General features: G+C 37.6%; 20 protein-coding genes and 1 pseudogene. 6 read left to right on the top strand and 15 right to left on the bottom strand.

Annotated elements, in window-relative coordinates; all coding sequences use genetic code 11:
• Nucleotides 1–40 precede the first annotated feature (40 nt).
• From QNH24_RS02670 to QNH24_RS02605, 14 genes and pseudogenes are all read right to left on the bottom strand, one after another.
• Complete coding sequence (locus QNH24_RS02670) at nt 41–1,183, bottom strand: acyl-CoA dehydrogenase (protein WP_283870632.1); 1,143 nt, start codon at nt 1,181–1,183, stop codon at nt 41–43.
• Nucleotides 1,184–1,477: 294 nt separating this feature from the next.
• Nucleotides 1,478–2,095, bottom strand: coding sequence for a TetR/AcrR family transcriptional regulator (locus QNH24_RS02665; RefSeq protein WP_283872721.1), 618 nt, complete (start codon nt 2,093–2,095; stop codon nt 1,478–1,480).
• A 396-nt stretch (nt 2,096–2,491) separates the two neighbouring features.
• Nucleotides 2,492–3,544, bottom strand: coding sequence for a YkvI family membrane protein (locus QNH24_RS02660; protein ID WP_283870631.1), 1,053 nt, complete (start codon nt 3,542–3,544; stop codon nt 2,492–2,494).
• A gap of 33 nt (nt 3,545–3,577) precedes the next feature.
• Nucleotides 3,578–4,684 carry an o-succinylbenzoate synthase gene (gene menC, locus QNH24_RS02655; protein ID WP_283870630.1) on the bottom strand — a complete coding sequence of 369 codons (1,107 nt, stop codon included), beginning with the start codon at nt 4,682–4,684 and terminating at the stop codon, nt 3,578–3,580.
• A gap of 1 nt (nt 4,685) precedes the next feature.
• Nucleotides 4,686–5,498, bottom strand: a complete 813-nt coding sequence (locus QNH24_RS02650) for a GNAT family N-acetyltransferase (RefSeq protein ID WP_283870629.1) — start codon at nt 5,496–5,498, stop codon at nt 4,686–4,688.
• A 52-nt stretch (nt 5,499–5,550) separates the two neighbouring features.
• On the bottom strand, nt 5,551–6,666 hold the full coding sequence (locus QNH24_RS02645) for a M20 peptidase aminoacylase family protein (RefSeq protein WP_283870628.1): 1,116 nt from the start codon (nt 6,664–6,666) through the stop codon (nt 5,551–5,553).
• Nucleotides 6,667–6,671: 5 nt separating this feature from the next.
• The gene (locus tag QNH24_RS02640; protein WP_283870627.1) at nt 6,672–7,541 is read right to left on the bottom strand and encodes a MurR/RpiR family transcriptional regulator; all 870 of its coding nucleotides are present in this window, start codon (nt 7,539–7,541) and stop codon (nt 6,672–6,674) included.
• 257 nt (nt 7,542–7,798) lie between these two features.
• Nucleotides 7,799–8,564, bottom strand: a pseudogene (locus QNH24_RS02635) (SDR family oxidoreductase).
• Between the two features lie 191 nt (nt 8,565–8,755).
• Complete coding sequence (locus tag QNH24_RS02630; protein ID WP_283870626.1) at nt 8,756–10,948, bottom strand: DNA topoisomerase III; 2,193 nt, start codon at nt 10,946–10,948, stop codon at nt 8,756–8,758.
• 302 nt (nt 10,949–11,250) lie between these two features.
• A complete protein-coding gene (locus tag QNH24_RS02625; RefSeq protein WP_283870625.1) occupies nt 11,251–12,321 on the bottom strand; it encodes a glycosyltransferase family 2 protein in 1,071 nt (356 codons plus the stop codon).
• A 141-nt stretch (nt 12,322–12,462) separates the two neighbouring features.
• On the bottom strand, nt 12,463–13,215 hold the full coding sequence (locus QNH24_RS02620) for a hypothetical protein (RefSeq protein ID WP_283870624.1): 753 nt from the start codon (nt 13,213–13,215) through the stop codon (nt 12,463–12,465).
• A gap of 2 nt (nt 13,216–13,217) precedes the next feature.
• Entirely contained in the window at nt 13,218–17,000 is a 3,783-nt protein-coding gene (locus tag QNH24_RS02615; RefSeq protein WP_283870623.1) for a DEAD/DEAH box helicase, read from the bottom strand.
• A 310-nt stretch (nt 17,001–17,310) separates the two neighbouring features.
• Complete coding sequence (locus QNH24_RS02610; RefSeq protein ID WP_283870622.1) at nt 17,311–17,865, bottom strand: NADPH-dependent FMN reductase; 555 nt, start codon at nt 17,863–17,865, stop codon at nt 17,311–17,313.
• A 141-nt stretch (nt 17,866–18,006) separates the two neighbouring features.
• Nucleotides 18,007–18,852, bottom strand: a complete 846-nt coding sequence (locus QNH24_RS02605) for an NAD(P)H-binding protein (protein ID WP_283870621.1) — start codon at nt 18,850–18,852, stop codon at nt 18,007–18,009.
• 234 nt (nt 18,853–19,086) lie between these two features.
• Here QNH24_RS02605 and QNH24_RS02600 point away from each other — a divergent pair, with 234 nt between their 5' ends.
• From QNH24_RS02600 to QNH24_RS02580, 5 genes are all read left to right on the top strand, one after another.
• Complete coding sequence (locus tag QNH24_RS02600) at nt 19,087–20,133, top strand: PseG/SpsG family protein (RefSeq protein ID WP_283870620.1); 1,047 nt, start codon at nt 19,087–19,089, stop codon at nt 20,131–20,133.
• Between the two features lie 199 nt (nt 20,134–20,332).
• Nucleotides 20,333–20,518 carry an SE1832 family protein gene (locus tag QNH24_RS02595; RefSeq protein ID WP_054772075.1) on the top strand — a complete coding sequence of 62 codons (186 nt, stop codon included), beginning with the start codon at nt 20,333–20,335 and terminating at the stop codon, nt 20,516–20,518.
• Between the two features lie 34 nt (nt 20,519–20,552).
• On the top strand, nt 20,553–22,118 hold the full coding sequence (locus QNH24_RS02590; RefSeq protein ID WP_283870619.1) for an ABC-F family ATP-binding cassette domain-containing protein: 1,566 nt from the start codon (nt 20,553–20,555) through the stop codon (nt 22,116–22,118).
• A gap of 711 nt (nt 22,119–22,829) precedes the next feature.
• Nucleotides 22,830–23,234 carry a transcriptional regulator Spx gene (gene spx / locus QNH24_RS02585; protein ID WP_004225558.1) on the top strand — a complete coding sequence of 135 codons (405 nt, stop codon included), beginning with the start codon at nt 22,830–22,832 and terminating at the stop codon, nt 23,232–23,234.
• A 22-nt stretch (nt 23,235–23,256) separates the two neighbouring features.
• Nucleotides 23,257–23,703, top strand: coding sequence for a MarR family winged helix-turn-helix transcriptional regulator (locus QNH24_RS02580; protein WP_054772073.1), 447 nt, complete (start codon nt 23,257–23,259; stop codon nt 23,701–23,703).
• A gap of 127 nt (nt 23,704–23,830) precedes the next feature.
• Here the strand turns inward: QNH24_RS02580 and QNH24_RS02575 are convergent, their stop codons facing one another.
• On the bottom strand, nt 23,831–24,379 hold the full coding sequence (locus tag QNH24_RS02575; RefSeq protein WP_283870618.1) for an RNA polymerase sigma factor: 549 nt from the start codon (nt 24,377–24,379) through the stop codon (nt 23,831–23,833).
• 549 nt (nt 24,380–24,928) lie between these two features.
• Between QNH24_RS02575 and QNH24_RS02570 the strand changes: the two genes are divergently transcribed.
• Nucleotides 24,929–25,534 carry a TetR/AcrR family transcriptional regulator gene (locus tag QNH24_RS02570; protein WP_430675470.1) on the top strand — a complete coding sequence of 202 codons (606 nt, stop codon included), beginning with the start codon at nt 24,929–24,931 and terminating at the stop codon, nt 25,532–25,534.
• The last annotated feature ends 128 nt before the right edge of the window (nt 25,535–25,662 follow it).

The following is a 25,662-nucleotide window of genomic DNA, read 5'->3' as shown; positions in this document are numbered from 1 at the left end:
TCCTTTATTATGCTATTTAACTCTTTTCAGCAAAGGTTTTTTAACAGCCAATTAGACGAGAAATAACGAGACGTTGAATTTCTGATGTTCCCTCACCGATTTCCATTAATTTAATGTCACGTAGATGGCGCTCAACGTCGTATTCTTTCATATAGCCTGAACCGCCATGAATTTGAATTGCTTGATTACAAGTACGGAAGCCCATTTCTGAAGCAAATAATTTTGCCATTGCAGCTTCCTTTCCGAATGGTTTCTTTTGATCCTTAAGCCATGCCGCCTTATGTACTAATGTACGCGCAAGCTCTATCTCCATCGCCATATCAGCTAGTTTAAACTGGATAGCCTGTAGCTTTGATATTGGTGCACCAAATTGCTCCCGTTCTTTAGCGAATTTTAATGCCTTTTCATAAGCAGCCTGTGCAATTCCTACTGATAAAGCCGCAATTGAAATTCGTCCACCATCCAGCGTATTTAAAAACTGACTAAATCCTCGTTTTTCATCCCCTAAAAGATTAGCTCTTGGAACACGAACATTCTGTAAAACAATTTCACATGTATTGGAGCCACGAACACCCATTTTGTCGTAATTGCAATTTATCGTTACACCAGGTGTATTCGTTGGAACAATAATAGATGAAATAATTTTTTTACCATCTTCACGCTTACCTGTTACTGCTGTTACTATAATTTGACGTGCATAGCCTGCATTTGTGATCCAGCATTTTTCCCCATTAATGACGTAATCATCACCATCAATAACAGCTGTTGTTCGCGTACCACCAGCATCTGAACCTGCATTAGGCTCTGTTAAACCGAATGATCCTAATGTCTCACCTTTTGCTAACGGAACAAGCCATTCCTGCTTTTGCTCCTCTGTGCCGAAATTATAGATTGGTGATGCCCCTAAGCTAACAGCCGCAGCATAGCTTAATCCAGTACCTCCACATGCACGCCCAATTTCTTCGACTGCTAAAGCGTAAGACACTGTATCCCCACCTGAACCACCATATTCTTCAGGAAACGGAATACCCAATAAGCCTAGCTCAGCCATTTTTTTAAAGCTCTCTATTCTCATTGTTGACGTCTCATCAACCTCACGAGCATACGGTTTAATTTCTTTTTCCGCAAAATCACGTACCATGTCTCGAATCATCACTTGTTCTTTCGTTAATTCAAAGTTCATCCCTAGTCCCCCTAATTTCTAATTTGCCATAGCAGATTGCTCAGATGACAGTTGCATGCATTAATCAATATCGCCTTGGCGTAATTCGTCCAGATTGGGCCTGCACGAGGGCCAAAACGATGTCGGTCATTTACAGGAAGTGGCATTCTTAGACTAAGTCCTCTACACCCACTGTAAAAGAACCACACCCTATTTATTTCACCATTTTCAAAGGCGGAAGTCTTTTTCTGAACGAAGATAAATACCGACTAGTCGGTTTGTATAAACAATTAATAAAACCAGTGATATTACTGGCTACCCCTTTACCATAAATTGTTTTGCTTCCTCCATTGCTTGTTCCGTCACAATCGCACGTAATACCATATCAGTGAAGACCTCTGTAATTTCCTCCATTGTCAATGGACCCGTTTGTTTATACCATTTATATGTCCAGTTAATCATTCCAACAATGGCCATTGTGACAATTGTACACGGTAATTCCGTACGAAAATCTTTTGTTTGTTGGCCCTCTCCTATTACTTTTTGTAAAATATCCCGATATTGATCCCTTTTTTTATGAATAATTTCACTATATTCCTCTGGAAGTGAACGGCTTTCCTCATAAAAAACAGTAATATGTGCCTGATACATATCAAATACTTGTGTCAGTGTTTGCAGCATGGCACATAAGCGTGTAATCGGTGTATCGTACTTGTCATAGGCATCCTGTGACTGCTTAATAACATACGAAATAAATACATCGTGAATTTCATATAACAATTCATCTTTCGATTTAAAATTATGATAAAATCCACCCTTTGATGCCCCAATATATTCGACAATGCGATCAACAGTTACATTGTGATAGCCATCTTGCTGAAACAGCACGACTGAAGCGTCTACAATTCTTTGTTTTAACGTTTTCTTTACCATAGGCATCTATCATCCTTCATCTAGCTCTTTACTCTATTACTCCTTATAATTAGAAAAAACATAGACTCAATTTAGCTCAGAAAGTCATGTTGATTAACTTTTTTTCCTAATTATAAAAATACTATGACAACTTTAATATAGCATTCATAAAAAAAGGTGTCTAGCAAACAATATAGATTTTATTCAAAATTACGAGAATTTATCATACATTAAGTAGAAATTTAAAATCAACAAATACATACTTACTGTATGATTGCTCTTTAGCTTTCATCACTGATTTCATAAAAAAATCCCTATTGCCAATGCATTGGCAATAGGGAAGAAGAATTTTTTATCTCACTCAAAAAAGGGTATGTCCGCTGAATTAGAAAACGCATTTATCTTACTACCTTTGAATCAAGATAAATCTTTCGGTTTTCGTAGCCATGACATGACAACCGCTATAATTAGAGCAAAGCCTAAATAGCCCATTGTTGAATATACCTTACCAACCAAAGTTGTAAACCCGACTAAGCTTGCTGCAAAGCCTAGTAAACCAATGACCACAATACCTAGTTTAAAATATTTATGCTCAGGCGCTATAAAACGCACTGTAAATGCATAAAACATACCAACAGCTGTATTATACATCATTCCTAATAAAGCGATGGACATTAACACCCCTACTACAGGATGGATTTGCTTAGCAAGCTCTAATGTTGGCATCGCTACCCCACCAACTACATCCATTTTTACGAACATGGCAATATTAATTAATATTATTAAGACACCTAGCATTAGTCCGCCTAGCATGCCGCCAATACCAGCAACTTTCCGTTCTTTTACAGTCCCACCCATAACAATTAACATCGCTGCACCAGCCGCAATATTATAAGATACATAAAGTAAAGCACCCATTAGCCAATTTGAAGCTGCAGACGTTTGCTCTTTTGCTAAAGCATTTTGCTCTGCAATCGTTAAGTCCATTGTGAATATGGAGTAAATTAAAATAATAAAAATAATCCCCATTAAATACGGTGTTACTAATGCTATTATATTAATAATATTTTTAACATTTAACAGTAGTGTTAAAATCGTTATAAGCATCATAAAGATACTACCAATCATTGGGTTAATACCGAACATTTGCTGAAATGTTGACCCTGCCCCTGCAAACATAACGACTGCAACGCCAAATAAGAAAAACGTAATAACAATATCTAAAATAACCCCAATATAACGCCCACCAATGTGATAAATAACCTCTTTATGAGATGTCGTTTGTAGATCTGTCCCTAATTGTGCTAGACTCATACCCAAAAATGCAAAAGCAATGGTTGCAACAATTCCTCCTACAATACCATACAAGCCAAAGCTCGTGAAATATTGCATAATTTCTTGGCCTGATGCAAAGCCAGCCCCAACGATTAATCCTACAAATGCGCCTCCAATTTGCCAACTTTTTTTCATAGAACACCTACTAGTCTCGATTTCCTTGTCAACTTATTGATATGTTTTTTTTGCAACTGTAAATGATTCAATCGTTTCTCTATTAATTTCATAGCCAATTCCTGGTTGCTGAGGTACTTCTATATAACCATCCTTCACGATAACTTCAGGATCGATGATGTCTTTTTCCCAATAGCGATTTGAACCAGCAGTATCACCTGGTAAAATGAAATTGGATAGTGTTGTTAATGCGACGTTATGAGCACGACCAATGCCAGACTCTAACATACCACCACACCAAACTGGAATATTATTGGCCTCACAATAATCGTGAATTTTCTTTGCTTCTGTCAAGCCACCCACACGGCCAATTTTAATATTTATAATTTTTGTACTGCCCAATTCTACAGCCTTACGAGCATCCTCTAATGAATGAATACTTTCATCCAAACAAATGGGTGTATCGATTAATTTTTGTAATGTAGCATGATCAATAATGTCATCTGATGCTAATGGCTGTTCAATCATTGTTAAATGAAAGGCATCGAGTTGCTTGAGTGTTGCAGCATCCTCAAGATTATAGGCTGAATTTGCATCTGCCATAAATGCTGTATCGGGAAACATTTCACGTAATGTACGCATTACCTCTACGTCCCAACCAGGCTTTATTTTAATTTTCATGCGCTTATAGCCTTCCCGTACATATCCATCCACTAGCATTACCAAATCGTCAATTGAATTCTGAATGCCAATACTGATCCCTACTTCAATTTTGTCCTTTTTGCCCCCTAGCGCTGCTGCCAATGTTTGCTTCGTCTGCTGTGCATAGATATCCCAAATTGCTCCTTCAATTGTTGATTTCGCCATATTATTTTTGCGGATAGGCTTAAATAGTTCATTTACTTCATCTGGATGCTGAATCTCTTTATTCAACAAAAGAGGTATTAGGAAGTCTTCTAACATATGCCAGTTAGTTTGTAGCGTTTCTTCATTGTACCAAGGAGAGTGAAAGGCAACAGATTCACCCCAGCCAATGATTCCAGATTCATCTTTCGCCTCTAACACTAAAAAATCTCTATCATGAAATGTGCCAAAGCTTGTTGTAAATGGTGCCTTTAATTTCATTTTGAGTTGTCGAATTGTGATTTCTGTAATTTTCATCTTATTTTTCCCCTTCCAGTGGTAAGGCTGTTTTTTTCGCCAGCACATATTCATTGTATTTTTCTTGTTGCTGTAATTTCACAACAGCATATCCTTGTGCAAATAGCTGCTGTAAAATATGGCGTGTTTTAAAACGCCAATCTAATGCCAAATCTGGATTTTGCACTTTCAATGCTTGAAAATCCTTCGGTACTGGCAACACATAAAAGTCTTTGTTATATTTGGAATTTTCAGTCATTTTTAAGCATAGAAGGCCTTGCTCATTTAGGCTACAGCTTGCCACAGGAACTGGATTTGTCACATCAATTACGATATCCTGTATCACATAGTCAGATGTTAAATGCCAACTTACCTCAAAACGATCAGAGGGCAGCCCTTTATTTAAACCATCCTGCATTTCACCGTAGCAATTTTCTATATACGTATAACAAATACCCTTTAATTTCGAAAGATTTAAATAGGCATTACGCGTTTCTAAAGGATCAAAGGTCCATACCATTAAATCATAGCCCCGATTAATCGCAATCTCTCTTTGTGCCAGCTTTAATTTTTCACCTATCCCCTGTGAACGATAATTTTTATCAATCCCCAACATATGTGAGCATAAAAAGCTTTTTCCCTCTCGAAATCCTGAAAAACCATAGCTAAATCCAACTAAACGCTCCCCATCATAAGCACCAACAACAATCCCTCCATTCTTCACTGCTGTTAAAGTTTGATGGAGAGGTATGGAAGGCATTCCCCATACCTCATATTCTAGTTGCTGAACATGCTCCAATTGATCGATTGTGTTTATTTCTTTTATATCAATCATGGCTCTCTCTTCTTTCTCTCTTGTATCCCAAATTTATTGGGTAATAATTCTGCTAAAGCGCACGTAAAATCGCTCTTGTAATAATGTTTACACCAGTAAGTAGTCTATCTTGATTAAAGGTCATTTTGGGATGATGAAGACCTGGTGTTACACCACAACCTAACCCCAGCATTGTAGCTTTTAGATGAGGCCGCTCGAACGTATAAAAATGAAAATCTTCCCCACCAGGTGTCACAACAGGTGGTGCACAAGCCTTTTCACCGACCACATCGATTATAGCGGCATTCATAAGCTGTAATGCTGCATCATGAACTAATGCTGCAACAATATGTGCATCAACTTTAATGTCAATTTTAGCACCATACATTGCCTCTACTAATGTCCTTACTCGTTCTACTCCCTCTGTAATAACTTGCATTACCTCATTCGTTTGAGCTCGGGCATCAATGCTAAAGGTTGCTTTTCCAGGAATAATATTAGTGGAAGAGCCTCCAGCATTAAATTGCGTCATTTTGACAGAAGCTGAGACATTCGGGTCCGTCCAAATTTTTTGTAAACCCTCTAAAATTGCTGCACCAACCTCAATTGCATTTATTCCTAGCTCTGGTCGTGCACCGTGAGCCTCCTCCCCGATAATGGTTCCTGTAAAGAGTTTGGCTGCACCGTGGTATAGTGCAGGTGCATATGTCCCATCCTCTAGCTCCTTTAACGGACGAACATGAACACCAAATAAATATTCTAGATTATCCACAAGCCCCTTCTCGACCAATGCACTTGCCCCTTGCGCTTTTTCTTCAGCAGGCTGAAATAAAATACGAACCGCCCCGGAAAGTAAATGCTCCATATCCTTTAAAAGAAGCGCTGTCCCAATAGCCATCGTCATATGACCATCATGTCCACAAGAATGATTAGCCTTAAAGACACCGTCCACCTCCTGCCAAAGCGCATCTATGTCGGTACGAAAGCCTACTTTGGGTTCTCCTTTCCCAATATCCACATAAAGTCCTGTCATATCATCGAATAAATGAGGCTCCATCTGTGCCTCTCTTAATAAAGCGGCAATATATTGTGTCGTTTCATGCTCTTGCCAGCTTATTTCTGGATGTTTATGAAGATGTGTAAATATATCAGCCAATCGCGGCTGTAGGTTTTGTAAAACTTGATTCATGTTGTTCAACTCCATCGATTTGCTAAAAAGCTATTTTGGAAATCATCATATTTTACGCGCTGATTTTCATAATAGTCATGATCATGTGCCGTCATCCCTGCAATTAATGTATTCAAGAATGATACTAGTGCAGGCATAGCATCAATTGTTGACATCTCTTGCTGTTCGTTAACAAAGGTAATCGTCGAATATTGTGTAATTGGTGCAATTTGAGCATCCGTAATACCGATAATCTCACAATTTTTTTCTTGAAGTTCAGCTGCAAATTGAATCGGTTCTTTAAAATAACGATGAAACGATAAAATGATGACAACACTTTCCTCATCAATATCTTGTATTGCACGAATGACCTCACTCGTTTCAAAGTTTAATAGAACAACATTTGGCCTCAAAAGATTTAAAGTAAAGTGTAGCCATTGTGCAGCTAAATAGGAGGAGCCATTACCAGCAATATATATTTTTTTCCTTGTATGCAACAGCTTCGTAGCTTTATTAAAATCTTTCTCATTAATGCCCTTTGCCACCTGTAAAATATGCGATGCATCCTTTTCCATTGTTTTCTCATAAAAACGTGGATTTTCAAAAAGGACCTGCTTTGAATGCAAATAATTTTGCAAACTGCTTGTTTTCCCTTCATTGAATAAATGCAAGGTTATTTCTCGCTGTAACTGAGCATAACCAGAAAGCCCTATCGCATAGCAAAAGCGTATGACCGTTGTTTCACTGACACCGGCTTTTTCACCAACATATGCAGCCGAATGAACGCCAACTGTCTGCAAATTTTTCAGAATAAAAGTTGCTACTTTTTGTTGGCTTTTAGAAAGCTCTTGAAATTTATCTTGAATGACTTGTTGAATTGTTCGATCATCTCTCAAAGAAGTACATCCTTTTTTTATTTATTTTTGAAGTTTAAACTTCATTTTATATGTTACATAGACTATCATAGTTTTTTTTGTAATTCAATATGTTTTCTGAAATTTCTGTTTTTACAATTAATTTTAAGCTTAAAATTAATTATACCTCGGCATAATTGTGTCTGGAATCGGCTTTGTGCTTACACAAAGTTAAAAAGCCCTGTAACTACGAACTTTTACAGGGCTGCTCTTATTAAATTGCTTCAACATAATTTATTCTATAAATGAGATCCACCACTGGCATCAAGTAATTGACCAGTTATCCAACGGCTGTCCGATGATGCTAAAAATGCTGCAATATCTGCCACATCTTCAGGCTCTCCCCATCTCTTGAAAATTGAAAGATCAGCCGCATATTTTTGTCCATCAGGATGTTGCAAAGTTTCAGCATTCATCTCTGTGTTAATAATCCCAGGCTGAATGGCATTGACGGTAATATGACGGCTACCCAATTGCTTAGCTAAAAGACGAGTCAATGTGTCAATGGCTCCTTTAGACATACTATAGGCGAATACACTTGGTGAAGCTACACGGGTTACAAAGGAAGAGATATTAATAATACTTCCCCCATCTTTTAAGCGTGGTAAAGCTTGCTTCGTAACAAAAAGTGGTGCCTTTACGTTTATTTTCATAACCTCTTCAAAGGATTCTTCTGTTGTCTCCTCTAAAGTGACAATTTGTCCAATTCCGGCATTGTTAACTAGAATATCAATTTGATTACTGCCAGAATGCTCTAAAACACGATTATCTAACTTCGTAAATAAATCATGAATACCCTCAAGTGTACTCAAATCTGCACCAATGGCACAGGCCCTTCCACCAACTTGCTCAATCTGACGAACAACTGCTCCCGCCTCCATTTGCCCTTTTCCATAATGCACTGCTACAAATGCACCCTCTTGAGCCAAACGCAATGCAATACTATTGTCCTATTCCTCGACTCGCTCCAGTCACAAGAGCAATTTTGCCAACTAATTTACCCATACACTCATCTCCCAGTTTAAAATAGTAGTAGAGGTTTACAATTTTTAAATTGGCTCATTTTGATGGTCCTCTAGTACAGACAGAATCTTAACACGGAACAATGTTTAAAATGTTGCTTTCTTATTTTTCAAAGGTGTGAAATAAGGAAATAGAAAAAGCAGCAGTTTAACACAAACCGCTGCTTTCTAGAGTTATTCGTCTAATTTTAAACCCTTTAATAAATCTGCGAATGCATTATTAAGTGGCTCAGCCTCTTTCTCTTGCTGCTTCAAGAATTTCTGCACACTACGCTTATCTACTTTACCGCCACCTTCTTTTTTTCGACGGGCTTCAAAAGCTGATAATTTTTCACGATATCCACATTTACACACAAAGATTTGTCCTTCTCCTTCACCACGAAGCTCTAGCTTTTTCTTACATTGTGGGCATCGTGCGTTTGTGACACGGGATACATTTTTACGGTGGCCACACTCTCGATCTTGGCATACAAGCATCTTGCCCTTTTTACCATTAACCTCAAGCATTGGCTTACCACAATCGGGACAGGACTTTGTTGAAATATTGTCGTGCTTATATTTTTTAGCACTACCTTTTATTTCAGCTACAATCTCTTTTGTATGCTCTTTCATTTCATGAATGAACGCATCTTTTTTTAATTTCCCTTTGGCAATCAACTCAAGCTTTTGTTCCCACTCCGCTGTCGTAGCAGGAGAACGCAATTCTTCTGGCACTAAGTCTAGGAGCTGACGACCCTTAGAGGTGATATAAATTTCTTTCCCTCCACGCTTTTCAATTAAAAAAGAGTTGAAAAGCTTGTCAATTATATCTGCGCGTGTAGCAACCGTTCCTAGCCCACCTGTAGATTTTAACGTATCCGCTAGCTTCTTATCATGGGTGTCCATATACTTCGTAGGATTTTCCATTGCTGATAATAATGTTGCCTCTGTAAAGCGTGCAGGTGGTTTTGTTTGACCTGATGTTTGGGCAATTAGCTTTGTTTTTAATACCTGTCCTTGCGCTAAACGAGGAAGCAGCTGCTCCTTTACATCATCAGTGGATTCATCATCATCAAATCGATTTTGATAAACCTCTTTCCAACCAGCATTTATTACTGTTTTTCCTCTAGCTATAAATTTTTCATTACCGATTTGGGCTTGTACCGTTAACTGCTCATATTCATGTGCTGGGAATAAAACAGCTAAGAATCTCTTTACTACTAAATCATAAATTTTACGCTCTTTATCATTGAATGCAGATAAATTTACATAGCCTTCAGTTGGAATAATGGCATGGTGATCCGAAACTTTACTATCATCTACAAACGATTTATTCGCTTTAATTGGCTTTGTTAAAATTTTATTAGTTAATGAACGATATTCACCAATGCCACATGCTTTGAGACGCTCTGGCAATGTGCCTACAAGATCAGATGATAAATAACGTGAATCTGTACGAGGATATGTCAGTACCTTATGAGATTCATAGAGCTTTTGCATAATATTTAATGTTTCTTTTGCCGAATAGCCAAATAATTTATTGGCATCACGCTGTAATTCTGTTAAATCATAAAGACCTGGGGCATATGATTTTTTAGGCTTGCGGTCAAGTGCAACAATCTTTGCATCCTGGCTGCCTAATGCTTTGACAATAACGTCCGTTTTTTCTTTAGTAAAGCTACGCGAATTGCCGTTTGCATCTTGCCAAGTAAGCTTTAAGGAATCTGTTTGTGCTTCAATACCATAATAGGTTTGTGGTTTGAAGTTTTTAATTTCATCTTCACGTGCAGCAATAATTGCCACTGTTGGAGTTTGTACGCGACCACAGTTCAACTGTGCATTGAATCTTGTAGTTAATGCACGAGTTGCATTTAAACCAATGTACCAATCAGCTTCCGAACGGGCAACAGCAGCAGCGTATAAATTATCATAGTTGTTACCCGGCTTTAAATTGGCAAATCCCTCTTTGATAGCTTTATCTGTGACAGATGAAATCCATAGTCGTTTCATTGGTTTTTTCACATTTGCTTTTGCAATAATCCAGCGGGCTACTAATTCACCTTCACGTCCAGCATCTGTTGCAATAATAATTTCTTTTACATCATTACGATTTAATTGTGACTTTACAGCATTATATTGCTTTCCTGATTGCTTAATAACTGTTAAGCGAAGACGTTCTGGCAGCATTGGTAAGTCTTCCAAATTCCATGTTTTATATTTCACATCGTAGCTTTCAGGGTCTGCTAGTGTTACTAAATGTCCAAGTGCCCAAGTTACAATATATTTATCTCCCTCTAAAAATCCGTTTCCTTTTTTATGACACTTCAATACATTTGCTATATCGCGGGCTACTGAAGGTTTTTCTGCTAGTACTAAACTTTTAGCCAAATTGTAAACATCCTTTCGTCAATCATTGTGTTTAATATAGCACAAGAGCTTTATATTTTGTGATTTAAGAACACATTCAGGCATATGAATGTGTTCATCAAAAAATATTGCATACTCTAACTCTTCAAACATATGTTGAATTGACAGAATATTCTTTAATTCAAAAAAGGAGATGGTTAGATGGAAGCACGAAATTTTAGACCTCGAAATGTCATTTTTATGACTGTTGTTGTTTTTATTGCCGTGTTAATTGGTCATGGTATTTATATTCATTTTATTGATGTTCCTTTCCCTTAAGTTCATTATTTTTTTAATTGCTTAAGCAAGTACTTTTGATTGTCGAGTATACGAGGGTCATTCGGTTTGAATTGACGGGCTAACTCATTATGTTGATGTGCATTTTCATAAAGATGCAAGCGATTGTACAACAGGCTTAGCTGTAAATGAGGAAGCCATGTAGAAAAAGCAGGCTTATGAATACTAAATAACTGTTCGGAAGGCTGCTGTAAGGCTTGTGAGTACCAATAAATGGCCTCTTTATTTTTAAATTGCTCCATAAAAAATTGACCCATTCGACAGCATGTTTCTGATCTTGGTCGATCATACAGTAATGATTGCACAATAACTTGATTCGCTTGTTTGACATCATGCAGCTCCTGATAGCAATCTGCTAAACTTAAGCAAGCCTGAATTTTATCGTCAGCAGAGCCTGTTAAAGAATCTAGGAAACTATGATATTGATTAATCGCTTCTAAAAAACGCTGATGGTTTTTTAACTCATTGGCATAATGAAACGTATCTCTAGCTGAAAATGAATACCCTTCTTTCTTTAAACGTTCATAAATACGAATATTACGATGAACATCTCTTTTTAAAGGTAAATGTGTCACCGCTATATCACTATGATAAAGCTGGCCCGATACTTCTAAATATTCGTGAACAGCACCATACCATTGAAAATGACATTGCCGCTTTACTAGACGATATCTTTTTTCACGTGCCTCTACACTGCCATCAGCATCCAGCGCTATATCATAATCCATAGAAACAGCATCGACATTAGGATACAAAGAATGTTTAAGCTGCAGTAGCTTTTGTTGATGCTCACTTGTTATCACATCATCTGCATCAAGCCACAGGATATAATCTTTCGTAGCCTGCTGAAAGGAAAAGTTTCGTGCCCTCGCAAAATCATCACACCATATAAAATCATAAATACGTGAGGTATAGTTTTGGACGATATCTTTTGTACGATCAGTCGATCCCGTATCAATAATATTGATTTCATCCACTACACGCTGAACAGAATCTAGGCATCTTTCAATAATACATTCCTCGTTTTTAACAATCATACATAAACTAATCGTAAACATCTGTCCCCTCCTTTTATTTGTAGTAATATATGCAGGCTTATCAATTTATCGAGACATTTTTTCAATTTATCACCCTATTTTTTTCTTTTATCACCTTTCTCTCAAAGCAAAAAAACGAACGCTAATCACGTTCGTTTTTGCTTATAAATATTGTTCACGCCACCGTAGCTGTTCTTTTTCTGTAAGCTGTTGCTCAAGGTCCTGATCCCATTGATGCAATAGGGTGTTCCAAACACGCGCAAACAGAATATCCTGCTCTTTATCATAAAGAACAAATTCAAGACATGGAATATCATTAATTTGCTTCGCATCTGCTTGAACAATTTTTGAGATTATTTTTTGAGAGATACCAGCTTCTTCGCCATCCTCTTGCTGAAGTGCTACTATTAAAGTAGCTTCTTCAAAATGCTCCTGCTGTTCTGCCTCTTTATCCACATAGCGATATAGCTCTGGTAACTCTTCGTACTCCTCCATACGATCTACGTCAACAGCAAGAAATGCAAGATGGCATGGACTATAATATAAGGTAGCTGTCTCTAGCTCTAGCTCCTCCTCAAAAATGCCACGCTCCAGTTGCTGCTGTCCTTTAGAGGTTAGTTGATAAAAGCCTTCCTGCATGTCAATTAAATTGACTCTAGACATTAATGACACTAAATCCGCTATGAATAATGGGTCAACAAGTAATAGCTCACTTAGCTCCTGTGCACTACTAAAATTCGCTTCCCGTATGCTAGTTAATAGCATGGTCATTAAAACATCCATTGTCGAGCGACGAACAGGTTCATACGTCACTTCTACTGTTCGGATTGGAATACACCATTCATCCGTTTTAACAATTTTAATCATTCGATTTTGTTGAAGTTCACGCAATAAGCGTTGCTGTAATTTTGACAAATCTACATCACCTGTCCTTCATGATTACGCAAGCCATTATAGGATTTTACTGTATTTAAGAGATTGCTATACATTTCTCGTGTATCTTGATGCTTGGCACGTTTCGCAAACATATCAGCACTTCCAACAAGTAATAATAGCTCTCGCGCACGAGATAAGGCGACGTTTAAACGGCGATAATCTCTTGCAAAGCCAATGTCTCCTCCTTTAGGTGTATTACGGACCATACTCACTAATATGACGTCCATCTCCATCCCTTGGAACTTATCGACAGTACCTGTTCTAAATTGAAGATGAGATAACTGTAATTCCTGCTGAAGAAGACGATTTATTTTCTTAACCTGCTCACCATAGAAACTAATGACACCAACGCTTTTTTGTGCATCTTGTGGCATTCGACCAGCCTCTTTTGCTGCAATAACAGCATCATTTAAATCTATTAAAATACGTCGGATAGTTTGTATTTCCCCCTCATTGAAGCGACTCGTCCCACCCTTTACCTGCTCCTCTAGATAAGGTTTCTCAGTAGGTATATCAATCCACAACAAATGGTCATCTCGACTAACAAATTGACCTTCTAAGCAATGGTCGCGTGCAGCATCGGAATCTGGTAAACCACATTGTAAGCCATTCTCTTCCTTTGCATAAAACGGTGTGATACTATGCATAATTTTTTCATGCATACGATACTGCAATGCAAGCATTTGCTTATGAGTATGAGGCAGATTATTAAATAAACGCTCAAATAAGGATTCACGTAGCAAGTTCTTTAATTCCTGTGCACCTTCAAAGTTTGGATTTTCATCCAGCATTGTCTTTAAGGTTTCCTCTAACGTATCATCTCCAAGTAATGGTGGTAGCTGATGATGATCACCCACTAAGATAATCTTCTTCCCCTTTAGCATTGGTAATAAAAGTTCTGGTGGTGTTGCCTTGGATACTTCATCGATTATAACCACATCAAATGTAGGATAGTTTTCCATAAACTCCTTACTTGCCGAAGCTACGCATGTTGTACCAATAACATTAGCATGACGTACATATAATTTACGAATTTCATCTAAATCATATTCAGTAGCGTTTTGTAGCTTATCTCTCCATTGCTCCTGTAATTTTTTCCGAAGAGGTAGCTGCTGTTCCTTACGTTGCATTTCCTCTAAAGCTGCTTGAGATGATCTTATTGCTTCCTCTACTTCCTCATAAGTACGCTCTGGTGTTGATTGAAGGAGCTTAGTGCAAGCAGTGAGTTGCTTTTCCTTCTTTAATCCAGCAATATTTATTTCCTTTATGCCTTCGTCTATTTGTAAAAGCTGCTGTTCAACTTCTTGTAAGCTAGTTTGTGCTGTTTGAAGTACCGCCTTCTTTGGTAGGAGCTGTAAATTAGCCTGCTCAACTGCTTCTAGCTGCTGTTGCGCGGTTTGAAGGGAGGACTTTGATTGCGATATAAGTAATTTCAACTGCTCTACAGATTCCTCTGGTTCACCATCAATTTGGAATGTCTCAGCTAGCTGCTGAAGTCGTTCTGTATGCTGCAAAAATGGCTGCAATTGTCTCTGTAAACTTTGAACATCAAAGCTCGTAATGGCACATTCTTGATGAATTAAAGAGCTAATACTTTTACGCAGCAATTCAAATTCTTGATCCTTATGCTGCTGTTGCTGTTTGAGGGCAACACCTTTTTGCCAGACAAAGTCACGACGCATATACAGTCCCAGCAAATAGCTTTCAAGCAGCTCAGCTGATGGTGATTGCCCATCTTGAAAGGCTTGATTAAGCTGTGCAAAGACGCCTGTTAAATTTTGCAATGAAAACGACTGAACTGGCTGTACTCTACTTTTAGCAAGTGCGCGATCTCTAGCATCATCTGCAACTAATGACTCAAGCTTCGCAATGGCCTTTTGTAGTCGTGTATTAATCGTTGCCCATGCATTTAAATCTTTAGCATCCTCTAAATGACGAATCCTTTCTATTTGTTGTGATAGTATATAGGAGGGTCGTATTTGATAATGCTGTAAAAAACGCTGAATTAGCTCATAGGAAAGTAGAGTACCAATATATTTTTGAGCTTCCTTCATTAAATGCAATCGATTGCTTTCTTCCTCATATTTCACTTGAATATCCTTAAACTGGTAAGCTAATTGTTGCTTTTGTTCCTGTAGCTCCTTATATTGGGCAGCAGCTTCTAGTTTCTCAATCTTTTGAGTAACCTCTTTTATCATATTCTGTAGCTGCTCAGCCGATGGATTTTCAGTAAGAACCTGTTCAAGCGACTTTACAGTAAGCTCAATTTGCGCCAGTTGTTTTTCGTAATGCCCTTTTTGCGCCTCACATTCCTGCTGATCTGCTTTTGTTGCCTTTAACTCCTTTTTTAATGCTTGAATTTCCTGCTGTAAAATGGGCTCATCTATTGCAGCCTGCTCTTTTGCCGCAATCTCTTTTGTCAGTTCCTCAAGCCATGCCTTCAATTTGTCCTGTTCTTCACGAGCCTTGATTATGCTTGCCTTTAGCTCCTGTTCACGCTCTGTAAAGGCTAAAATTTCCTCTTTAACCGCTGCGAGAGTTTGCTCCCGCCAATGGAGTGCAACATTTTCCTCTATAAATTTTTTACCTTCTTCTTCAATGCTTTCTGTTCTACCATAGCGTAAAATTCGAATTTCCTGATTGGAAAGAAGGCGGCCTAGTGCATTATCAACCGCTAAATTCGATTGAGAAGCAACAAGTGTTTTTAAGCCAGCCTTGACATTTTGCTGACAAATTTCAGATATAACAGTAGTCTTTCCCGTTCCAGGAGGCCCCTGAATTACGTACAAATCTTCAACAGACAATGCCCCTAAGACAGCTCGTTGCTGATATTCATTTAAATGGTTATGAAAAGCGATATCCTCGCGTAGCTTTGCTGCTCGTACAGTTGGACGTCTTTCAAATAGGATTGTTTCTAGATGAAGATTAACCGCCTCGCCCTTTTCAAGCTTTGTAAAACCATTGCGTAATCGTCTTATTTGACTCAATGTAGCAAAATTACTAAAGCTTGCCTGCTTAGAACGTAAATGAAGCTGATTTTTACGAGCTAAATCCTGTACAAAAGGCTTTAGGTCAATTTCTACTGTTTGTTTCCCTGCATTTGTTTTTAATACTTGTCCAATTTCACCACGAACTCCTTGAATGCTAACACTTAAACCTTCAAGCTGCTTCCATTCTTTAGATTTTATATAGGGGCACACAATCGTAAGCCTTGTAAAATCTTCATTAAAATAGCTTTGTTTAAATTCTGTATGAATATCATCAATCGTTGCATCTCGTTCTTGAATTTTTAAATAGCCTTCCCAGCTCGAAATACGCTTTTTCACATATTCTGTGCGTTCCTCAGCGATTGGTAGCTCTCTAATCTTTGTATGAAGCTCAAGTGGAATGCCTGCACCATTATTGGGCTTTGTGATAAATTGTAATGCTGCTGGCAAACGTCGATTGGTATTAATCGAGCCATGCATATGGACAAAACGAATATTTGTAGCTAACAGGCCCTCCACCTTTAACACACAATCCATAATGGCTGTTTTTTTTGCTAGAATTTCGTTTAGTTTTTCATTATGCTCAGCATTAAAATAAACAGATAAAAACGTTTCGCCTATCGTTTTAGCTTTACGCTTTTCTATGTACACGGTAAAAGATTTTTGTAACGCAAAAAAGGCATGCTCATTTGCCGAGCATTCCTCTACCGCTTCCTTGGCCTTATTCGTCAAAATAAGATTACAGCGTTGCTTTTCTAGTAAAGCGATGTCCTGCATGAGCAGCCCTCCTTTCCGATTGCTAAAATCCTATTTTATCACAATGAAAAAGGATACTTAAAAAGAAAAATCCCCTGCATAGTGATTTTCTTCCACCATGCAAGGGATCAATTTCGCCTTGGCGTAATTGCGTCCGGATTTTGAATTGTGCCCGCACAATTCATTCCTTTTAAAATCCGTGACATCCGCCGGGGGCTTTATCTTCATTCAGTAGGTGTTTGGACACCCACTGAAAAGGAACCAATACCGCATTCATCTCACAACCTGTAGAGGTAGGAGTCTTCTGCTGGATGAAGATAAAGCTTTACTCTTAATGTTGGTCAATTGTTTCCTTTGGCAATGTTTTGCTCATTTCACAATACTGAACAAACACACGAGCTAGCTCACGTAAACGATTATGAACATCCTCATCTATAATATGATTGTCTGCATCAAAATGAGATGTATGAGTGTATACATAGTTAGGTGTAACAAGTGCACGGAAGTAGTCTAAAATTGGCTTTAATTGATTTTCTACTACTAAATGATGTTGATAAGTACCACCATTTGCTACGATTGACACTGGCTTATAGCGCATTGTTTTCGGATGTAAGAAATCAAAGGCATTTTTCAAAACACCTGGAATCGATGCTTGGAAAATCGGTGTAGCGATAATATATGCATCCGCTTCCTCAAACTTTTGAATCATTTCCTTCATATCATCATTTAACGGTGAACCGTCAACAATTTGATGCTTATATTGACTAAAATGCATAATTTCTAAATCGAAATTAGCATTTAATTCCTTAATATACTGCTCCACCTGCTCTAAAATAGCACCTGTTTTATGACCAAACATTGTGCCATCAACGAGTAAAATTTTCATTTTCTTTTTGCCTCCACAGTCATCTTCTACAATAATATTGTAACAAATGAATAAAAGCACGAAAAGCAGAGCAATAGCGAAAACCGCAAATTCAGTCTTTAGGCGGAACGCAAATACCCTCGATTTGTTGATGGGGCATTTTTATTCATCCTCTCTATGATGAAAATTTACTTCCCTATCTATAACAGTTTCCTCAATTTTATATTTATCCCGATTTATGATGACTTCTCGGTTTACTTTATTGCCTTCATCAATTTCAGAAGATAGTTTGTGTTTTTCCCAATTAAATAAATTTTCTCGCGAAACATCCTCTTCCTTTATTTCTGGGAAATCTAGCGTCGCTAACTCTTGAGATTGATAAATAGCTACAGGCTGTTTCTTACCATGCAGTGCAATAACAAGCATCGCCTTTGCAACTTGTGAGGCATCAATTGCCCTGGAACGTTTAAGCGGTCCCACTAATAGAGGTTTGGCCACCTTTAACACTTTCTCACCGGCTTTTTCACCCAAACGAAATTCCTCTCGCTCACCCACTAATAATGACGGGCGTATAATTGAAAGTCTCTGTAAGCCTAGCTCTATCAAATCATGCTCTAGCTTACCTTTTACACGATTATAGTAAAATGGAGAGCCCTCATTTGCCCCCATCGCTGTAATTACAAGCATATGAGGGATGCCCCGTTTTTTTGCTAATGAGGCGATAGCCAGTGGGTATTCAAAATCAACTTTTTCGAACATTTCACGAGAACCTGCTTTTTTTATCGTTGTCCCAAGACAACAATACAATTCATGTGCAAATTCTATATCCTTTTCCTCTAAAGTATCGAAATCACGGATTTTCACTTCAAGCTTTGGATGTTTAAACTCGGGCTTTCTTCGTGCAATTACTAAAACTGAAACATACTCATCATTTTCACATAATTGTTCCACAAGTGAGGTACCTGTTAAACCTGTAGCCCCTACGACAATTGCAGCACGCATTCCCATTGGATGTACCCCCTTCACATTAGTAACTCTAACAAAACAATTCTATTAAGCTTCCTACTTTATTTATCGGTAAATGAAGCGTTTTTTATCACAAACTTTTTTAGATGAGAAAGCTCTAACTAAGGCTATTAGATTGAAAGAATTCATATTCCACATAATCTAATCCTAATTTTTACACATACTTGCCCTTCACTCGCCATAATTTAAATAGACAGATGAAAGGATGGGATACATTTGCAAAACGAAACTCAAGCAACAGAACTGAAAAAGACAATTGTTTTCATTATTGAAAGCTGTATTGATAAAGGGCTGTATCCTTTTGAACGGGTTGCAACGTTAGCCAAGTTATTTACAAATGAAAAAGTTCTCATATTTGTAAAAACCCCTTCAAATGATGGGATTCAAATTTTAATGCATGAAAACCTTTCTCCAATGCTATTCGATCATTTCGATGAACTATCTAAGCAAATAAAGGAGCTACAACCAGATTTAATTGTAAGGGATGGTCGTAACTCCGAAAGCTGGCAAGTAGAGAATTTACGTCCATACTGCAAAACTATAATTCACTTTGATGATTTTGGTGATGGTGGTCAAGCCTGCGACTGTGTTTTACTAGCACTCTATCAAGAAGTAAGAGATTACTTACCATCACATTATATAGGTGGCAGCTTTGTTTATGCAGTTCCTGAAGCATATCAGAATTTCAACGATATTCCAGAAAGTAAAACGCCTGAAAACCCACCTCATATCGTTGTTGCCTTTGAGGATGGGGACGAGCATAACCTTACCTATCGCACTCTTCGACACTTAACACAGCTACAAATTCCACTACAAATTACCGTAATGATTGATGATAGCTATCGACATGCAATCGAGGATTTGCAAATGATGGTGCTCAGTCGTCGCAACACAGCTATCCTTCGTGATAAAAATGCACTCCTAAAACTACTACCAAAGGCTGACGTTATTATTTGTAATGCCAATTACACACCTTATAAAATTGCCTCGTATGGCGTTCCTTGTATTACCCTTGCACAGACAGAGGCCGAGCTTCTACATGCATTTCCTCGCGAACAGAACGGCTTTATTCATCTTGGCCTTGGCCGCAAAATGAAACAATCACAAATTCAAAATGCTGTCATGGAGTTCTTATTACATGAAGCTCGCAGTGAAAGAGCTGTCAAAAAACAACGACAGCTCAACCTAGTCAGTAACAATGAAACACTGCATTCCATGCTATTAGACTTCGCCTACGATCGACATAATATCGCTTCAACTTAGTGCTACTTTGAAGGTGAATATGATACAATATATTAGAATTTTTCACTTATGTTTATCCCCTACTTACTGGTATAGCATTTGTGATGTCAAACATGATACGTACCCGATTGATTTTAACGAATAAGCGGTGGGGGATGGGAAAAGCCTCCATCGCTTTTATACGCATTCGCAATACAAATATGTAAAAGGAGCAATCATCATGCCAACAAAAAGCGATATTGAATACCAAATTAAAGAGCTGAAAATGGACTATATAAATTTACAGGGTGACATTGAAAAGCTTGAATCCACTGGTCATAATGATCAGGTGGCAAAAGCAGAGCAACGCCTTGCGAATATGGAAGCAAAACTAGCAGAGTTAAATAAACAATTAGCAGAACTTTAAGAGATAAACAGGATAAATAGTTGGAGGAACATATATGGCAATATTAACAGTTGAAAATTTAGGTCATTCATTCGGTGACCGTACTCTCTTTAAGGATGTATCCTTTCGCTTAGTAGAAGGGGATCATATTGGACTTGTAGGAGCAAATGGTGTTGGTAAGTCTACATTAATGGGTATCATTACGGGCCAAACAATTCACGATACTGGCAAGGTAGAATGGCTACCAGGAACCCATTATGGTTATTTAGATCAGCATACTGTTCTGACGGCTGGTCGTACTATGCGCGATGCATTACGCGATGCCTTTCTTCCTTTATATAAAAAAGAAGAAGAACTAAATGACATTACAGGAAAAATGGCTGACGCAACACCGGAAGAATTAGAGGTGTTATTAGAGCAAATGGCTGAGGTACAGGATGCTCTTGACGCAGGTGATTTTTATACGCTTGATATGAAAATTGAAGAGGTTGCACGAGGCCTAGGTCTTGACGCCATCGGATTAGAGCGTGATGTGGCGGCTCTTTCTGGTGGACAACGTACAAAGGTTTTACTAGCAAAGCTTTTATTAGAAAAGCCCAAAGTTTTACTATTAGACGAGCCGACGAACTATCTGGATGAAGAGCATATTTCATGGTTGAAAATCTATTTAAAGAATTATCCCCATGCATTCTTATTAATTTCGCACGATACTGAGTTTATGAATGAAACGGTTGATGTAATTTTTCAGCTAGAATTTTCAAAATTAACTCGCTATACAGCAACCTACGAAAAATTTCTAGAGCTTGCTGAAATTAATAAACGTCAGCATATTGAGGCTTATGAAAAGCAGCAAGAGTTCATTAAAAAGCAAGAGGATTTCATTGCAAAAAATAAAGCACGCTATTCAACGACAGGTCGTGCAAAATCTCGTGCAAAACAGCTCGATCGTTTAGAACGTATTGATCGTCCTGAAACTGCAGTAAAACCTGAATTCGGCTTTAAAGAGGCACGTTCTTCAAGTCGCTATGTGGTAGAGGCTGAAAACCTAGTAATTGGCTATGACAAGGAAAAGCCATTACTTCCCCCATTGACTTTCAATATTGAGCGCGGTGAAAAAATCGCGCTTGTGGGGATGAATGGCGTAGGGAAATCTACATTGTTAAAAACAATGCTTGGTAAAATCAATCCACTTGATGGAAAGGTTGTTCGTGGGGATTACCTTTATCCTTCCTACTTTGAACAGGAGGTAAAGGCTGATAAAATTACGCCAATCGATGATGTTTGGAATGCCTTCCCTTCCATGGAGCAAGCCCAGGTGCGAGCAGCATTAGCACGCGCTGGACTAAAAACGGAGCATATTACGCGCCCACTGAACTCTTTATCCGGTGGTGAGCAAGCCAAAGTACGCTTATGTAAGCTAATGATGGAAGAAGCAAACTGGCTAGTATTTGACGAACCAACAAACCACTTAGATGTTGATGCAAAAGACGAATTAAAACGTGCCATGAAAGACTTTAAAGGGACAATCGTACTCGTTAGCCATGAGCCTGATTTTTATGAAGGTCTCGCAACTAAAGTATGGAACGTCCAAGATTGGTTTACTTCAGGACAACAAAGCTAGCTTAAAATTGGGGCAATTCCAGTGTGATGTACCTATCACTTGGGACTGCCTCTTTTATTCTATTGAGAATTGTTGAGCGGCTAACTTGAGCGGTACCTCAGCCTGCCAGAATCGATTCATTCCGCCGCCTGAGCAGTTTCTCTATTCACCTGAGCGACTTTCTCCCATACCTGAGCAAATCTTCTGCTTACCTGAGCGCTTTCTTCGGCTACCCGAGCGGTTCACTTAGCTACCTGAGCGGTTCACTTAGCTACCTGAGCGACTCCCTCCCATACCTGAGCAGTTTCTTCGGCTACCCGAGCACTTCCCCATTATCCACAACGTCTCAATACCCTAAAATTCTAAATTGATATATTTTTTATGCATAAACGCCAATATTTCATCATAATATAATCAGTGGAATAACAACTATAGCACTTCCTTTAAATCAGACTATCGTGCTATCTATTAGATTTACTTTTTACATCCTATGAACTTCATACATGAGTATTGGATAAACTTACATCATTGTAAGCTGAATTTACGAAACTTTTCGTTCTTTTCTGCGTATACTTTAATATAGTTGAAAAAAATAGCATTTTTCTATGAAGTTTTTTTTAATTAACTATTGATTTATATATAGCTTACTAGTAAGATATATGTATAACCTATTTAACTTACTAATAAGATATTTATAAAATATAATCTAAAAAAGAAAGCGAGGAATGAAGAATGACAGTTACAATTTACTCACAAGCGAGCTGTTCTTCATCCAGAAAAGCACTTAAATGGTTAAAAGATCACAATATTGAATATAAAGAAAAACGTATCACTTCACATCCACTGACACTTGCAGAGTTCAAAGAAATTTTAAGTATGACAGAAGATGGAACAGACGAAATTATTGCAACAAATTCAAATGATTTTAAAAATTTAAATATTGATATTGATCAACTTTCAATTCAAGAGCTATTTGCTATTATCCAAGCTCATCCAAGAATGCTGCGTAGCCCAATCATAATTGATGAAAAACGTATTCAAGTTGGGTACAATGAAATGGACATCCGCCGTTTTATTCCACGTAAAGTACGTGCTTACGAATTAAATGCGATGACAAGATTAGCACAAGAAAGTTAAAACAGTTTTGGAGATGACCTATATGGATCAAGAAAAACAGAAAGCCATTACCTCGTTGTTTGAAGTTGTATTTTCCATTGAGCGTAAGTGGGCGAACGAGTGGAATAATCATAATGTACTCGGCTTTTCAAAATCCCATATTTTAATTTTAGACTATTTATCGCAGGAGGGTCCAAAACGCCCTTCTGCCATTGCTGATCGCTTAAAAGTGACAACAGGTGGTGTCACTGTTTTAACAAGTAAGCTAATAAATGCTGGCTTTATTGAAAAAACACAGCACGCTACAGATAGACGAGCCTCACAATTAGTGATTACTACAGAAGGCGAAAATATTTTAAAGGAATCCCGCCAACAAGTAAGTGAAATTATCAACAATATGTTCGGTATGCTCTCAGCTGAGGAGGTTCAAACGCTACGTGATATTTTTGCTAAATGCTTACTTGAGTTTGATCCAAATCGACAGGAATGACCTTTATCAAGTTTATGAAATATAAAAAGGATGCATCGCAAAATCATTTTTGCAATGCATCCCTTTTTGATTTAGCCGTTCGAATACTTCCGTCTAAGTAATTGCGCTTTGCGGCCAATTCATACTATTATGCTGGCAGCACAGCTTCTACAATTGATACATCAGACATTAGCATTTCTTTTAAACGAGCTTTAGCACGGAATAAACGAGATTTTACAGTTCCAATGGAAACTTTCATAATCGTAGAGATTTCAGCAAGTGAATATTGGTCTATGTAGAAATACCATAACGTTTTTCGATAGATTGCATCTAATTGCTCCATTTTATCCTGTACTAATTTTGTAACGATATCTTTTTCAATTTTTTCTTCAGTTGAAATATCATTGTTGGGAACCAAATCTAAAATCGGAACGTCTAATGTTTCAGGTTGGTTCATCATATATTTACTACGTCGTACTTTTTTGCGGTAGCGATCTCTAAATGTATTCATCGTAATTGTTGTCAGCCAAGCTTTAATATGTTCCACTTCGGCCACGCTATCCTCATAGCGAACAACCTTTACCCAAACTTCTTGCATTAAATCTTCAGCTTCTACATTATTGCGAGTAAGTTTTAAACATAAATGGTATATGTAACGATTAAATTCCTCATATACGCCTTCTAATTTTTCATTCATTGTGTATTCCTCCGCTTCTTGTTCTTGCTTCTATACACATTCTCGCAAAATAATGTATTACACTCTATCGTATTGGCTTTCAATTTCATTACAATCATGTAAGCTTAGATACTATCACTTGTAATATTCGTAAAAATTGTTTTACTACTATATTTCTTATCCCTAAATAAACGTTTTATCATGCCATTCTTCCCTATTTTTTACTTTAGTTTCAATAGTATTCGTGTAAATCCGTATTTTTATTTTTCAGTTATTTTATTGTATTAGCCCGTGTGTAGTTTCATTTATGTTTGGTGCCTCTTTAAAAAAGAGGAACTTTTTTATGCTTTGTCTTGTTTTTGTTACCTTTAATATAAGATCCTTCCCTTCTAACAGCTAAGCTAGGGGATAAGCCGAAAAGAACATCATTTTATGAACCTCTAACTAATTTAACAGACCCAAGCGAAAAAAAGAGGCTACAACCTGCGTACGGTTCTTATGAAGTATCAGTTTCTCCGATTACATTATGATATACTGTTTTATTATTAATGTGTAACGGAGGGAAAATGAATAATGAAGGAAGATACAACTCGCGATTTGATTATCCAAACCTCACTTAAATTGTTTAATAAACAAGGCTACAATCTAACTTCTATACAAGATATTATGAATGCAACTGGATTACCAAAGGGAGCTATATATAGACGTTTTGAAAACAAAAATGAAATTGCTATTGCTTCTTTTAATCATTCTATGGAAATTATATGGGAGCATTATTTTAAAGCAACGCAATTTAAAGCTTCGGCGACAGATAAATTAATAGCTATGTTTGAAATTTATCAAGACGCTGTTTATAATCCCCCGGTAGATGGTGGATGTCCCCTTCTTAATACGGCTATTGAAAGTGATGATGGCTTCCAAGAACTTCATGAGTTGGCTGCAAAAGCCCATAACCAAACATTACTTTTTATACAATCTATTATTGAGGAAGGAATTAGCTCACAGGAATTTTGCCAAGATATAGATTCCTATTCTTTAGCCTCTTTTTTATTTTCTACTTTAGAGGGTGCTATAATGGCAAGTCGTTTATCTTTAAATAATGAACATATGCTTCATAGTATCCGACAAATAAAAATCCTTCTACAATACTACTCAATTAAGAATCAAGAGGTCTAAAACTCAATTCCTTTTGGTTTTTTTTATTCTTCACGGAAATGTAACAATTATTAGATTGATAATATTAGTAAGAACATATAAGATTAATTCAGACCGGACGGTCCGGTCTGAATTAATCTTTGAGGAGA

The sequence above is a fragment of the Lysinibacillus pakistanensis genome, assembly GCF_030123245.1.
Classification (GTDB): Bacteria; Bacillota; Bacilli; order Bacillales_A; family Planococcaceae; genus Lysinibacillus; species Lysinibacillus pakistanensis.
The sequence above is the reverse complement of the archived record's forward strand: the minus strand, read 5'-3'. Positions and strand labels throughout refer to the sequence as shown.